Here is a 13239-nt window from a genome sequence, read left to right on the forward strand (position 1 = left end):
CCAATATCTGTTTACCTGTATACATATACGGGCATTGCACAAAGGCGAGGAAACCGCTACCCACTTTTCGTTCAATTAGCCATGAAATGTTTGATGAAGATAAATCGCGTGATCAAACCAGTGCCATTGCCGGGACAACATAAAGCGGCTCTCCGCCCGGAATTACGCGTGCACAACTTCACGAAGATATTTGTCGCCGCACTGTCGGCTTTCACGATGCTTTGCCTGCCGACCATAGCGCAGGAAAACCCAACCGGAATACGCATAGGAGTTGCAGCGCCTTTGAGCGGTGGATTTGCCCCACTCGGCAATCAGCTTATCGATGGTGCACTCGTGGCGGCAACCGCGAAGAACGCTGAACTTATCGTCGCGGACGATCGCTGCAATGCCGAAGGGGGCAAAGCAGCTGCAGAAAGCTTCATCGCTGGCAATGTACAGATAGCTACAGGCTTTCTTTGTTCCGAAGCGCTGGAAGCTGCTCTGCCTTTATTGAACCAGCGCAATATTCCGGTCATTACTTCGGGCGTCAGTGACCCGACGCTGACAGAAAAGCGTTCTGCCACCCCGCTCCCTGTGTTTCGTCTTACAACCGGCCTTGATAAAGAAACACTCGCTACGGGTAGCTTTTTGGGCAGTCTCTGGCGTTCCCAGCCCTTCGCTGTCATTGACGACGGTACGATTGAGGGCCGTGAGCGCGCATCGCATGTTTTGGCCAACCTCAAAGAACAGCAACTTCGGCCGGTCTTCACCGATACTTATCGACCGGGCCTAGAAAACCAGAATGCGCTTGTTGCCCGCCTGCGCCGTGCAGGCGCAACACATGTCTATGTCGGTGGAGAGCGCGATGATATCGCGGCAATTGGCGCGAGTGCTGCGACACTCAAATATCCGCTGGTGATCGCAGGTGGCAGCGTTTTGAATGCAGCGCCGGGCACACAGCCATTAAGCGCAGACACGCTGATGATCGCGCCGTTAAAGCCACAGGATCTTTCAACTGCAAAGCCTGCCGTTGATGCAATCAATCAGGCCGGAAAATTGCCAGAGGCCTACTCAGTCATCGGATTTGCCACGATTGAACTGGCGGAAGCGGCTATCAGACAGGCGACGGATCAGAAACAGCCTTTGATCGATATTCTGCGCGACAATTCTTTCGAGACATCGCTTGGTACGCTCAAATTCGATGGCAATGGTACGCGCACAGACAATCCAAATCGTCTGCAACGCTTTGATGGAACGCAGTTTATATCAGCTGACTGATAAGCCCTATCAGGCTCGCGACGATCAATATCCCTGTCATCAGGCTCATCAATGTCCAGAATAATTGAATTGCTGCGTCAATATCTTCGGCATTCACATCGCGCTTGCCGTCGCTGTTAAGCATAGGTCCTTCGACCTTCTCTGTTCCATATTGGCGGGGACCGGCAAGTGCCAGTCCAAGTGCGCCAGCAAACGCCGATTCCGGCCAGCCGGCATTGGGCGAACGATGCAGACGCGCATCGCGCCACATCACAGCAAATGCACGCTTTCCCGTCTCCTTATTATGAGTGAAAGCAGCAGCCAGAGCAGCCAGCAACCCGGTCAGGCGCGCGGGAATATAGTTCACCACGTCATCAAGGCGCGCTGCGAACCGTCCAAAATGACGATAGCGTTCATTCAGGTGACCTATCATCGAATCGGCGGTATTGATGAGCTTATAGGCAAACAGGCCCGGCAATCCGCCGATGAGGAACCAGAACGCAGGCGCAACAATGCCATCCGACGCATTTTCAGCGAGGCTTTCAACTGCCGCCCGACTGACTCCGCCTTCGTCAAGCTGTTCGGGGTTGCGCCCAACAATCATCGAAACTGCTTTGCGGCCACCTTCAATCCCCTCTTCACGCAGACCATTCGCCACCGCCTTCACGTGATCGGCGAGGCTCTTTTGTGCCAGAAAGACCGCGACGATGACGATCTCAATCAGCGCGCCAGCCGAGCCGAGGAACGGTAGAAGATTTTCGATAGCCAGTCCGATAAATACGCAAAGGGCGACCAGTCCGATGGTGAGCCACATGCCATTGCGGCGCAGCGTTTGAACCGAAAGCTCATTGTTGTTGAAACGCTTTTCACCCCAGCTGATTGCTTTTCCAAACAGTACGACCGGGTGCGGAAATCTTTGCCAAAGCAATGGTGGGTCGCCAACGACGCGATCCAGAACAAGCGCTAATGAAAGAACAATCAGCTTTATTTCCATAGCCTTGCCAGATTTCCCTGAATCAATCTTTCAAGCGCAGAATATCACGCAACGCCTGCTCAAGACGCGCAAAGGCCGCTTGATCGGCAGCAAGTCCAATGCGCAGCCATTGCGGCGCATAGGCGAATTTTCGCACCAGAATGTGTTTTTCACAAAGCGCATCATATATCGCATGAGAATCGCGGTGCGCGACCAAAGTGAAGAGTGCCGTGCCACCCACTTCCCGCAAGCCGCATCGCGTCAGAACCGTTGCGAGTTCCGCCCGCCGCCAATCGATGCTTTCACGAAACCTTTGTAATTCCGTATCATCTTCAAAGGCATGTTCGGCTATCGCCAAGGCAGGTCCAGACACGGCCCATGGGCCAAGACGCTTAGTTACTTCCTCCACGATTTCCGTGCTTGCAAGCAGGAAACCAAGACGGACGCCTGCAAGACCAAAAAACTTGCCAAAAGACTTCAGCACAATCATCGGTGCTGTGGCAGCCTGGGCCGCAACACTCACCTCGACATGCGGATCAGCAAAGGCTTCATCAACAACGAGAAAACCGCCACGCTCGCCAAGTGTCATCGCCAACTCAAGCAGATCAGGACGCGCGATAATTCGCCCATCCGGATTGTTCGGATTAACGATTGTGACAACGCGCGCATCTTGCGGAATATCTTCAAGCGTCGCACATTCGACCACGTTCCAGCCCGCGCTCGCAAAAGATGCAGCATGTTCCTGATAGGTTGGGCTTAAAATAGCGACGGTAGAAGGTTTGGCCAGCGTCGGGATAAGCTGAATAAGCGACTGGGTTCCGGGTGCGGCCACAATAGAGGCATCATCGGCAACGTTGTAATATCGCCGTGCTGAGACAAGAACCCGCTTCAGAAGCCCCTCATCGGGTAATCGGTTCCAAAGTGCTGGCGTGAAATCCGGCAGAGGAAAGTGTTCAGGATTGATGCCCGTTGAAAGGTCGAGCCACTCTTCCGCCTTCCCGCCAAATCGGGCCATAGCACGATCCAGCGCACCACCATGTTCAATATGCGTGTTCACGCATCTTCTCCGCTGAAATCAATCACATGCATGAATGAGCCGGAAACAGAGCCAACACGCAGGCCGGCTTCACCGCACTCTTCGCCCATTGCATCGCGTACTTTGAAAAGTCGTTCGGCATCCCCTTCACGCACAATCGTCGCATAGTGAAATTCATGTGCCTTGAGCGGCATTTGCCAGGGCGCACCAGCCAGTGGTGCGAGTGACCGATAGCCAAGGTGAAGCTTTCTTTTGGCGAAGCTTGTCTCAAGCGGCAGAAGTCCCAGCATCGGGTGGCTCATGCCTTGAGCATCTTCCAGCGCGTCACCGAGCACCATATAGCCACCGCATTCGCCATAGATGACGATACCCTTTGATGCAGCAGCCCTCATGCCCGACTGGAATTTTTTGGCAGAAGCCAGTTTGCCCGCAAAAAGTTCGGGATACCCACCGGGCAGATAAATCGCATCGGCATTTTCATCCGGTGCTTCATCGGCCAGCGGCGAGAAGAACGAAATCTCAGCCCCACGCCTACGCCAGCCTTCAAAAAGATGCGTATAGGCAAAAGCAAACGCGTCATCACGCGCCACCGCAATGCGGTCACCCAATGGCTTGAGACGTGGCACATTGGCCATCGCTGTATGACGCTTCGGCCCCGACCAGATATGCGCAAGTGCTGCAAATTCGAACCGCGCCTCCAAAACATCGGCTGCGTGATCGAGAAATCTTTCCAGATCTGCATGTTCACCGGCCTGCACAAGCCCCAGATGACGCTCGGGCAAGACGAGTTCATCGTCGCGTGGGATCGCACCCAGAACGGTAATGCCGAGCGGCTTCAATGCTTCGCGCAGCATCATTTCATGACGCGCACTGCCCACACGGTTCAGTACAATACCGGCTATCAACACATCCTTGCGAAACTGGCTAAATCCAGAAACAAGCGCTGCAATAGACTGCGACTGCTTTGCACAATCCACGACCAGCACCACCGGCAGATCAAGCACCTTTGCAAGATCAGCCGACGAGCCTTTGCCATTCATGGCCCCGTCGAACAGGCCCATCATGCCTTCCACGACGAGCAGCTTACCGCCTTCGGTCATACGCGAAGAAAGCGCACTGATAAGTTCAGGCCGCATACCCCATGGATCGAGGTTGAAGCATTCTGCTCCGCTCGCAGCCTTATGATAAGCGGGATCGATGTAATCCGGCCCTGCCTTGACTGGAGCAAGTGCTACACCACGACGCTTGAGCGCCCGCAGCAGACCAAGCGTGATAGTTGTTTTACCAGATCCCGATGCCGGGGCTGCAATCATAAAGCCATTCATGCGCTTTGCACTCCACGCTTTTTCTGATTGAGATGAAGCGGATCACTTATGAGCTGCCGTCCACCCTCGGCGCCCAGCCAATCGAGGCCAGAGCGCAACCGCACCACCTCACCCACAACGACGATTGCAGGCGGATTGAGGCCAGCCGCTTCCACATCTGAAACGGCGCGTGCCAATGTTGTCTCCAGAACCACCTGTTCCGGCAAGCTGGCATTACAAACAAAGGCTACCGGCTCATCGGGTGAGCGCCCGGCAGCCATCAGCCGCGATGTGATAAGATCGATATGCTTCATCGCCATATACATCACAATAACCGGAGAAGACTGTGCAATGCCCTCCCAATTAATGCGGTCAGGCACCAATCCGGTTGCGTCATGCCCTGTCAGAAAGGTGACGGATTGGTTGATATCGCGATGCGTGGCAGCAATGCCTGCATAGGCAAGACCACCTATGCCCGCCGTAATGCCCGGAACAATGCGAAATGGAACGCCATGTTCAACGAGCGTCAGCGCTTCTTCGGCTCCGCGCCCGAAGACAAACGGATCCCCACCCTTGAGGCGCAAAACCTTCTTGCCCTCTTTGGCAAGTTCAACCAGTCGCAACGAAATATCACGCTGTTTCGGTGAAGGTTTGCCGCCGCGTTTTCCGGCATATTCGAGTGTCGCCGTGGCATTTCTCAGCGAAAGACACGATTCATCGACTAGAGCATCATAGACAATCACATCCGCCTGACCTAAGGCATTGACCGCATGAAGCGTTAGCAAACCCGGATCGCCGGGCCCAGCGCCCACCAACCAGACATGTCCGGGCTCCATTGCAGGCAAAGCTATTCTGCCGGTGCCAGATGGGGTAATGTTCGGTTGAATATTTTCAGTCATTTTGAAATGTGTCACCAGATAAATCCGCAGGCATCCATGAACGACGAAACTACAGCCCGCAAGGAAAAAGCGCAAAATAGCGGACAAGAACCCTTACGTCGCGGCTGGACCACAGGTGCCTGCGCCACAGCCGCAACCAAGGCAGCACTGACTGCGCTCATCACCGGCGAATTCCCCGACCCGGTTGGTATTATCCTGCCCAAAGGCGATGTGCCCTATTTTCAGCTTGCTTATGAAGGCCTTGGCGAAGGCTATGCGATGGCAGGCATCGTCAAGGACGCGGGCGACGACCCGGACGTAACTCATGGTGCCACGATCATTTCAACTGTTTTCCCCGCCCCTCCCGGCACAGGCATTGTATTTCAGGCAGGCGAAGGTGTTGGCACCGTTACGCGGCCCGGTCTGCAAATCCCTCCTGGTGAAGCGGCAATCAATCCTGTTCCGCGCCGCATGATGACAGAAATCTGCGAGCAGATTTGCGCCGAATATGGCCTGCCAGCCGATCTCGTCATTACGATTTCAGTTCCGGGTGGTGAGGAGATCGCACAAAAGACGTGGAACCCTCGTCTTGGTATCGTTGGCGGCATTTCCATCCTCGGCACAACCGGCGTCGTTCATCCATTCTCCTGCTCGGCGTGGATTCATTCGATCCATCGCGGCATTGATGTCGCACGTGCGGCAGGGCAGAAACACGTTCTGGGTGCGACAGGCTCAACGTCGGAAGATGCAGCGCAAGCCATTTACGATTTACCGGACTTCGCCATTCTCGACATGGGCGACTTTGCAGGCGGTGTACTCAAATACCTGCGCGAACACCCAATCGATAAACTCACCATTGCAGGCGGCTTCGCCAAGCTTACAAAGCTTGCGCAAGGTGCACTCGATCTTCATTCTTCGCGCTCGCAGGTCGACAAAGGTTTTCTCTGGGCTATCGCCGAAAAAGCAGGCGCACCAGACGACATGAAGGACCGGATTCTTTTTGCCAACACGGCAATGGAAGTGCTTGAATTGACTCAAAGCATTGGCATCGACATGGCGACACCAATTGCACAGAAAGCCAAAGAAACAGCACTCGAAACCTTGCGCGGCGCGCCCGTTGAAGTCGAAATTATCGTAACGGACCGCAAGGGGACGATTCTTGCCCGCCTCTAAGCCAAAGATACTAATCCTTGGCGGCACAGCGGAAGCTTCAAAGCTTGCTTTCGCATTACAGCCCCTCCCCGTCGATGCCATAACATCATTGGCGGGCCGCACGGCTAATCCCGCTGCAATCAACGGCGCGGTTCGAATTGGTGGCTTCGGCGGCGCAGAAGGTCTTGCGGACTATCTCGTCACGGAACAGATTGACCTCATTATCGATGCAACGCATCCCTATGCGACGCGTATTTCGCAAAACGCAGTTATAGCCTCTCAGGCAGCAGATATTCCGCTGCTGCGGCTGGAACGCCCTACCTGGCAAAAACAGAGTGGCGATAACTGGATTGATATTCTAAGCGAAGCGCAGGCAGCCGCTTTAATCCCGGCAGACGAGTGTGTGTTTCTCGCATTGGGACGACAACACATCGAACCATTTGCAGAGCGGAACGATGTGCATTTTGTCATCCGGATGATCGATCCGCCACACGTAAAACTGCCGCAAGATTGCGAAATTGTTCTGGCAAAACCGGGAAATTGTGAATCTGAAAAGCATTTCCTCTCGGCACGCAGAATCGGTCTGATTATCAGCCGCAATTCGGGTGGCAGCATATCTTATGCCAAAATCGAGGCTGCGCGCGATCTCGCCATTCCCGTCATGATGATAGCCCGTCCGCCAGTCGCAGCAAAAACCGTTGTTGCGACAGTAGAAGAAGCTATGGCTTTTACCCGCTTAGCCCTCAAGCTTTGATCGCGCAACATGGCTGTGCGCTTCATGATAAAGCGCTGAATCCCGAAAATTCTTTGGATCAAGTCCCCGGCCAACGAAAATCATCGCGGTGCGTTTGAGATCAGTCGCTTCAATCTTGGCCTCGATATCCGACAAGGTACCACGCAAAATCTGCTCATCCGACCATCCCACGCGGTAAGCGACCACCACAGGGCAATCCGCACCATAAAGTGGGGTGAGTTCGGTTCTGATCTTCGCAACATTGCGGATCGAAAGATGGATAACCAGCGTCGCACCCGATTTGCCAAGCGTTGCGAGGTCTTCGCCTTCCGGCATGGCAGACGACTTCACTGATGTGCGAGTGAGAATAATGCTCTGATTGATTTCTGGAATAGTCAATTCCTGCTTCATGGCAGCCGCAGCCGCAACAAAGGCTGGCACACCCGGCGTCACATCATAGGGAATCCCAAGTGCATCGAGCCTGCGCATCTGTTCAGCCATTGCGCCGTATATCGACGGATCGCCCGAATGCACCCGTGCAACATCATAGCCTTTCGCATGTGCCGCTTCGATTTCAGCGATAATTTCATTGAGCGTAAGCGCGGAGCTATCGATCAGAAGCGTATCTGTTGGAGCTGAGGCAACCACTTCTTTCGGCACCAGCGACCCCGCATAGATGCAGACCGGACAGCTTTCGATCAATCGAAGACCGCGCACGGTAATAAGATCGGCAGCACCCGGACCGGCTCCAATGAAATGAACTGTCACGCTTTTTTCCTCAATTCAGGAATTCCGAATGCCTGTTTGGTAACGGGCAAGTCAATTGCTTTCAGGCGCTTTTGGGCAAAAGCCCTTCAATATCATTGAAGATCGACTGCCATTCGTCCTGCGTTAGTTCGAAGAAGTTGAAGCTTCTGAGCAAAAACGCGCCCTCATTGGCGATGAAAGCAAGGCGGGCTTTGCGTCCTTCCGGTGTGGACACATCCAGACCATCCCATTGCTTGCGATACCAGATACGGGTTTCATTGAGATATTCAGTATTTGGAATAAGGCTGGCCATCATCGCCGCGAAGCGGGAATCGTCTTCAGCATTGCTTTGGCGGGTTATGCCGATATGCGCAGCAATATGGGAAATCGCGTCACTTTTATTCTGCTTGCGCGCTGTAACCTGATCATCAAACCGGTCGCCCCAGCGTTCGATCATCGCTTTCAGAAGTCCGTCCTTATTGCCGAAACAATATTGTACGCCGCCCTTGGTAACACCGGAGGCCTGCGCAACGGCATCCATGGTCAGCGCGACGATCCCGCCTTCTGTCACGATTTTTTCGGCCATATCGAGCACATGATCGCGATCAATCGAACGTGGACGGCCAGTTTTCTGCAATTTCTTACTTTCCATACGAACGGATTTATATTATGTCAGCCACCCTGACAAGTTTGAATACGCTCGTATTGAAAAGGTATAATTCGATGTTGCCGCAAAATCGCTGGCTCGTTCTCGCAATCGTTTCCAGCGCGTTGTTCCTGATCGTTGTGGATATGACGGTCCTCTACACGGCATTGCCACGTCTCACCCATGATCTGGCAGCCAGCGCTTCGGAAAAGCTCTGGATCATGAATATTTATCCGCTGGTTGTGGCAGGTCTTCTGCCGGGCCTCGGCACACTGGGCGATAAGCTCGGCCACAAGCGCATGTTCATGAATGGTCTGGCCGTGTTTGGCCTTGCGTCGCTTTGCGCAGCCTATTCGCCCAATCCTGAAATCTTGATCGCAGCCCGTGCATTCCTTGCCTGCGGTGCCGCAATGATGATGCCTGCCACATTGTCGATCATCCGCCTCACCTTCACCGATGAGAAAGAACGCTCACTTGCTATTGGTATTTGGGCCGCAATCGCTTCCGGCGGTGCCGCAATCGGTCCAGTTGCGGGCGGTGTGTTGCTTGAATATTTCTGGTGGGGTTCGGTATTCCTGATCAACGTGCCAGTTGTTCTGGTGGCTTTGGCTTTATCTGCCATCAACCTTGAAAACCGCCCACTCGGCTCAAAACGCAAATGGGACCTCGTCGGCTCGATCCAAATCATGATCGGTCTGATCGCGCTCACCTATGCCGTCAAGGAACTCGCCAAGCGCGATGCATCCATGACCATTTTCGCAGTGGTGCTCGTCATCGGCCTTATTGCCACGACGATCTTCGTCCGCAGGCAGCTTGCAAGCACTGAACCGCTCATCGATTTCTCGCTGTTCAAGACGAGACTGTTCTCAATGGGCGTGTTTGCAGCCCTTGTCGCATCAGGATCCATGACCGGTATGGAACTTGTTTTCAGCCAGCGCATGCAGTTGATCGAAGGCATGTCACCTTTGCAGGCCGGTCTTGTAATCCTGCCTATCCCGCTGGCTGCATTCGTTGCTGGTCCAATCGCTGGCATGCAATTGCCGCGCCTTGGCGCAGGCAAGGTGCTATGGGCATCGCTCGCAATTACAGCGCTTGGCGTCGTGATCTACATTCTGACCTATAAGCTCTCTGCCCCGTTCTATCTTGCGGGACTGGCAGTGCTCGGCTTTGGTGTTGGCTGTGCGATGACGGGCGCATCGTCCTCGATCATGGGAAATGCGCCTGCAGAGAAGGCTGGCATGGCAGCGTCTGTCGAGGAAGTATCATTCGAACTTGGCAATGCGCTGGGTGTAACGATTTTCGGCACCATCCTGTCGGCCTTCTACACGGCAAGCCTCGTGCTACCGGCGGGACGGAATATCCCGATCATTGCTCGTGACAGTCTTGATGAAGCATTGCTGGCAGCGCAATCATTGCCGCCGGAAGATGCCAGCCTATTGACCAAACTTGCCGCATCCTCTTTTGAGAATGCTTATGTCGCAGTGATCGTAGCCACGGCTCTACTGCTAATCTTTGCGACCATTGCAACTTACATTGTGCAACGCCGCAAAACTGAAACGGCCCAATAATCAAACTCGTGTCACCGCCAATGCTGCGGTGACACGACCACCCAAAGTCTTTTCTACCCTTAGAAAAGCTGCCGGTCCTGCTGCCGCCAGCGCGGCAGATTCCGCGACACCATGACAACCGATTGTTGCGAAAACCGCCTCCGACGGGTTCTTGATGCGAAATGTTTCCTGCTCAAGCCGTTCCGCAGCAAAGAAGCGCAAGCTGCACCCATAATGCTCGGCAAGAGCCAGCCAGACCGGCTCACCTTGTTTCGTGTCCAGTGTTGCGATCATATCGGGCTTTATAACACCCGCACCCGCGAGCACCTTATCCGCCAATGAAACAAGCTCCTCAAGGTACACGCTTGAGGAGCTGCCCATACCCAAAACAATGCGCGTTGCGTCAGAGACCACAGGGCGATGCTTGCTGTGCCTGACGCAAATCGTCAGCCGTTACGCCGAGCACATCAGCGATACGCTTGATCATTGCGGTTTCAGACTGATCGATATGGTTATCCGCGCAAGCAACTCTCATCAAATCGCGCAGCAAGGAAGCACGGCGCTCAGGTGCCATTTCAGCCAACATGCTGGCTGCCTGCTTCGTCGTGGTTTCATATCCGAAATCCTTCAGATACTCAGTCACTTCTGGCAATTCCTCTGCCGAAATCCCAAAGCTCTCTGAAGCAATCGCTTTGAAAGCAGCAATTTCAGCCGGGTGACGGTCGCCGTCTGCGAAGACCACATGAAGCAGGAGAAGCAATTCCGAAGCGAGGGCCGGATCTTCGGCAACACGCTGCACAGCGCTTTTTTTGCTGAGAAACGCAGAGATGCGTTCGAAAATGCTTTCACTCATGGGCTACCCTCTCCTGTGTTGTGTTAGCAACTTTTTCCAATGATGCCCTAACCAGTAAACAACGCAAGCGCCACAATGCAACAGCTAAGGATTTTCGGAAGCGCCTGGAGCAAATCCCGAAAAGTAGGAACCGGTTTTCGGACCAAGATCTGCGTCAAACAAAATGAGTAAACTTAATCCAGAAATACTCTAAGTCGCACCCCGGCTGGCGTAACGGGACTGTCTGCTCTATGTTGCGCCATCTCATCCCGGAATCCCCCTCCATGCTTGAATTCTTCGACACCTTAACGCTCCTTCTGACTATGGCCGCTTTCATTGCCGGGATCATTGATTCCATCGCGGGTGGCGGCGGAATGATTACAATCCCCGCTCTGCTTCTTGCGGGCATTCCCCCAGTGGAGGCGCTCGGTACAAACAAGCTGCAAGGGCTTTTCGGTTCTTCCTCCGCAACAATCGCCTATGCTCGCAAAGGCCATGTGAATATCAAAGAACAATGGCCGGAAGCGCTCGCTTCGCTCATCGGTTCTGTATTTGGCGCGTTGCTGGCGACTGTGCTACCGGTCGATATTATGCGCGCAGCACTGCCAATGCTTCTCATTGCAATTGCCGTCTATTTTGCCGTGAAGCCAAGCCTTGGCGACGTTGACCGCACCCGCCGCATCGGTCCATTTCTGTTTGGCGTCACAATCGTTCCGCTGATCGGCTTTTATGACGGCCTGTTCGGTCCCGGCACCGGCTCATTCTTCATGCTAGCTTTTGTCGCGCTGGCAGGTTTCGGCGTCCTGAAAGCTACGGCCCACACCAAGTTGCTCAACTGCGCGTCCAATGTCGGGGGTTTCGCCACTTTTGCGCTTGTTGGCGTCATCAACTGGAAAATCGGCATCTGCATGGGCATCGCGCAGTTCATAGGCGCGCAGATCGGCGCAAGCCTTGCCATGAAGATCGGCTCCCGCATCATCAAGCCGTTGCTGATTGTTGTTAGTTTGGCACTCGCGGTTCGTCTGCTGATGGACGGAACCAATCCGCTACGCCAGTGGATTGGTTTTTAAACACGCAACGCCACCAGCACCACGCCACAGCCAATCAGCACAATGCCAAACCAGTTGATGGCAGACATGCGCTCGCCGAGAAATGCTGCACCAAACAAGGCCACCAGCACCACCGAAAGCTTGTCGACGGGGGCAACGCGCGCCGCATCGCCAATCTGCAACGCGCGAAAATAAGCCAGCCACGACGCCCCGGTGGCAAGGCCCGACAGCACAAGAAACAGCCATGATCTTGCGGAAATATCGCCCGGCCTTTGCCATTGCCCGGTGATGGTCAGGAACAGGCACAATGCACCGATAATGACCAGCGTGCGGACCAGCGTAGCAAAGTCTGAATTGATGCCCTGAATACCAATTTTCGCAAAAATCGCGGTCAGGGCGGCGAAGACCGCCGACATCAATGCCCAGAATTGCCAGCTCGCCACCATGATCAGAACTCGATACCCTTTTGTGCTCTCACGCCCGAACGGAAAGGATGTTTGATCATTTCCATCTCGGTGACAAGGTCTGCGGCTTCGATAAGTTCATCCTTGGCATTGCGGCCGGTAATGATGACATGCTTCATTTCCGGCTTGGCGTTTAGTACTTCTATCACTTCCTCGACGGGCAGATAATCATAGCGCAGCACGATGTTGAGCTCGTCGCACAGCACCATGTCATAGCTCTCGTCCATGATCATCGCCTTGGCCTGCTCCCAGGCACCGCGCGCCATTTCAATGTCGCGGGCACGGTCCTGCGTTTCCCAGGTGAAGCCTTCGCCAAGTGCAGAAATCGTCACCTGTTCGGGAAATTTCTCCAGCACCCAACGTTCGCCAGTATCCCATGAACCTTTGACAAACTGAACAATACCAATCTTCATACCATGACCGAGCGCGCGGAAAACCATGCCGAAACCTGCGGTCGACTTGCCCTTGCCCTTGCCGGTATTGACAATCACAAGCCCTTTTTCCTCGGTCTTGGTGGCTTGTATCTTGTCGCGTGCGACCTTCTTCTTGCGCATTTTATCCGCGTGGCGGGCATTCAGTTCCTCTTCCGTCATCGAAAGAAGTTTTGCAGATTTCTCAGCCATTTAATGCCTCCTTGTTAAC

The 13239-nt window shown here is 54.1% G+C and carries 15 protein-coding genes; 5 read left to right on the plus strand and 10 right to left on the minus strand.

Going from position 1 to position 13239, the window contains the following annotated elements:
- Window positions 1-81: 81 nt before the first annotated feature.
- Window positions 82-1257: a branched-chain amino acid ABC transporter substrate-binding protein gene (locus ACSME1_RS02260; RefSeq protein ID WP_111787275.1), complete on the plus strand. Its 1176-nt coding sequence runs from the start codon at window positions 82-84 to the stop codon at window positions 1255-1257.
- Here ACSME1_RS02260 and cbiB read toward each other — a convergent pair.
- The 4 genes from cbiB to cobA are packed head-to-tail and all read right to left on the minus strand — an operon-like array spanning window position 1241 to window position 5448.
- On the minus strand, window positions 1241-2230 hold the full coding sequence (cbiB, locus tag ACSME1_RS02265; protein ID WP_024898935.1) for an adenosylcobinamide-phosphate synthase CbiB: 990 nt from the start codon (window positions 2228-2230) through the stop codon (window positions 1241-1243). The two genes, ACSME1_RS02260 and cbiB, sit on opposite strands and share 17 nt — an antisense overlap.
- A 22-nt stretch (window positions 2231-2252) precedes the next feature.
- Window positions 2253-3266 (minus strand): threonine-phosphate decarboxylase CobD, encoded by a 1014-nt coding sequence (gene cobD / locus ACSME1_RS02270; protein WP_024898934.1) that lies wholly within the window; start codon window positions 3264-3266, stop codon window positions 2253-2255.
- A complete protein-coding gene (locus ACSME1_RS02275) occupies window positions 3263-4570 on the minus strand; it encodes a cobyrinate a,c-diamide synthase (protein ID WP_024898933.1) in 1308 nt (435 codons plus the stop codon). The genes cobD and ACSME1_RS02275 overlap by 4 nt, the downstream gene beginning before the upstream one ends.
- The gene (gene cobA / locus ACSME1_RS02280; protein ID WP_024898932.1) at window positions 4567-5448 is read right to left on the minus strand and encodes a uroporphyrinogen-III C-methyltransferase; all 882 of its coding nucleotides are present in this window, start codon (window positions 5446-5448) and stop codon (window positions 4567-4569) included. Before cobA ends, ACSME1_RS02275 begins: the two co-directional genes overlap by 4 nt.
- A 36-nt stretch (window positions 5449-5484) precedes the next feature.
- Here cobA and ACSME1_RS02285 point away from each other — a divergent pair, with 36 nt between their 5' ends.
- Both ACSME1_RS02285 and ACSME1_RS02290 read left to right on the plus strand, forming a co-directional pair.
- Window positions 5485-6600 carry a cobalt-precorrin-5B (C(1))-methyltransferase gene (locus ACSME1_RS02285; protein WP_024898931.1) on the plus strand — a complete coding sequence of 372 codons (1116 nt, stop codon included), beginning with the start codon at window positions 5485-5487 and terminating at the stop codon, window positions 6598-6600.
- A complete protein-coding gene (locus ACSME1_RS02290; RefSeq protein WP_024898930.1) occupies window positions 6587-7333 on the plus strand; it encodes a cobalt-precorrin-6A reductase in 747 nt (248 codons plus the stop codon). The genes ACSME1_RS02285 and ACSME1_RS02290 overlap by 14 nt, the downstream gene beginning before the upstream one ends.
- Here ACSME1_RS02290 and cobM read toward each other — a convergent pair.
- Complete coding sequence (gene cobM / locus ACSME1_RS02295) at window positions 7316-8080, minus strand: precorrin-4 C(11)-methyltransferase (RefSeq protein WP_024898929.1); 765 nt, start codon at window positions 8078-8080, stop codon at window positions 7316-7318. The genes ACSME1_RS02290 and cobM overlap by 18 nt on opposite strands.
- A gap of 61 nt (window positions 8081-8141) precedes the next feature.
- Complete coding sequence (locus tag ACSME1_RS02300; protein ID WP_024898928.1) at window positions 8142-8696, minus strand: TetR/AcrR family transcriptional regulator; 555 nt, start codon at window positions 8694-8696, stop codon at window positions 8142-8144.
- An 86-nt stretch (window positions 8697-8782) separates the two neighbouring features.
- Between ACSME1_RS02300 and ACSME1_RS02305 the strand changes: the two genes are divergently transcribed.
- Complete coding sequence (locus tag ACSME1_RS02305) at window positions 8783-10273, plus strand: MFS transporter (protein WP_024898927.1); 1491 nt, start codon at window positions 8783-8785, stop codon at window positions 10271-10273.
- Here ACSME1_RS02305 and ACSME1_RS02310 read toward each other — a convergent pair whose 3' ends face one another.
- Together ACSME1_RS02310 and ACSME1_RS02315 are read right to left on the minus strand one after the other, a co-directional pair.
- Window positions 10274-10633, minus strand: coding sequence for a cobalamin biosynthesis protein (locus ACSME1_RS02310; RefSeq protein WP_036567749.1), 360 nt, complete (start codon window positions 10631-10633; stop codon window positions 10274-10276).
- A gap of 22 nt (window positions 10634-10655) precedes the next feature.
- Window positions 10656-11105 (minus strand): TerB family tellurite resistance protein, encoded by a 450-nt coding sequence (locus tag ACSME1_RS02315; protein ID WP_024898926.1) that lies wholly within the window; start codon window positions 11103-11105, stop codon window positions 10656-10658.
- Window positions 11106-11368: 263 nt separating this feature from the next.
- On the opposite strand from ACSME1_RS02315, the gene ACSME1_RS02320 reads away from it, so the two are divergent.
- Entirely contained in the window at window positions 11369-12154 is a 786-nt protein-coding gene (locus ACSME1_RS02320; RefSeq protein ID WP_024898925.1) for a TSUP family transporter, read from the plus strand.
- Here ACSME1_RS02320 and ACSME1_RS02325 read toward each other — a convergent pair.
- Together ACSME1_RS02325 and cobO are read right to left on the minus strand one after the other, a co-directional pair.
- Window positions 12151-12579, minus strand: coding sequence for an EamA family transporter (locus tag ACSME1_RS02325; protein WP_024898924.1), 429 nt, complete (start codon window positions 12577-12579; stop codon window positions 12151-12153). The two genes, ACSME1_RS02320 and ACSME1_RS02325, sit on opposite strands and share 4 nt — an antisense overlap.
- A 2-nt stretch (window positions 12580-12581) precedes the next feature.
- Window positions 12582-13220, minus strand: coding sequence for a cob(I)yrinic acid a,c-diamide adenosyltransferase (gene cobO, locus ACSME1_RS02330; protein WP_024898923.1), 639 nt, complete (start codon window positions 13218-13220; stop codon window positions 12582-12584).
- Window positions 13221-13239: the final 19 nt, after the last annotated feature.

The sequence above is a fragment of the Brucella pituitosa genome (assembly GCF_965577835.1).
GTDB classification, from domain to species: domain Bacteria; phylum Pseudomonadota; class Alphaproteobacteria; order Rhizobiales; family Rhizobiaceae; genus Brucella; species Brucella pituitosa.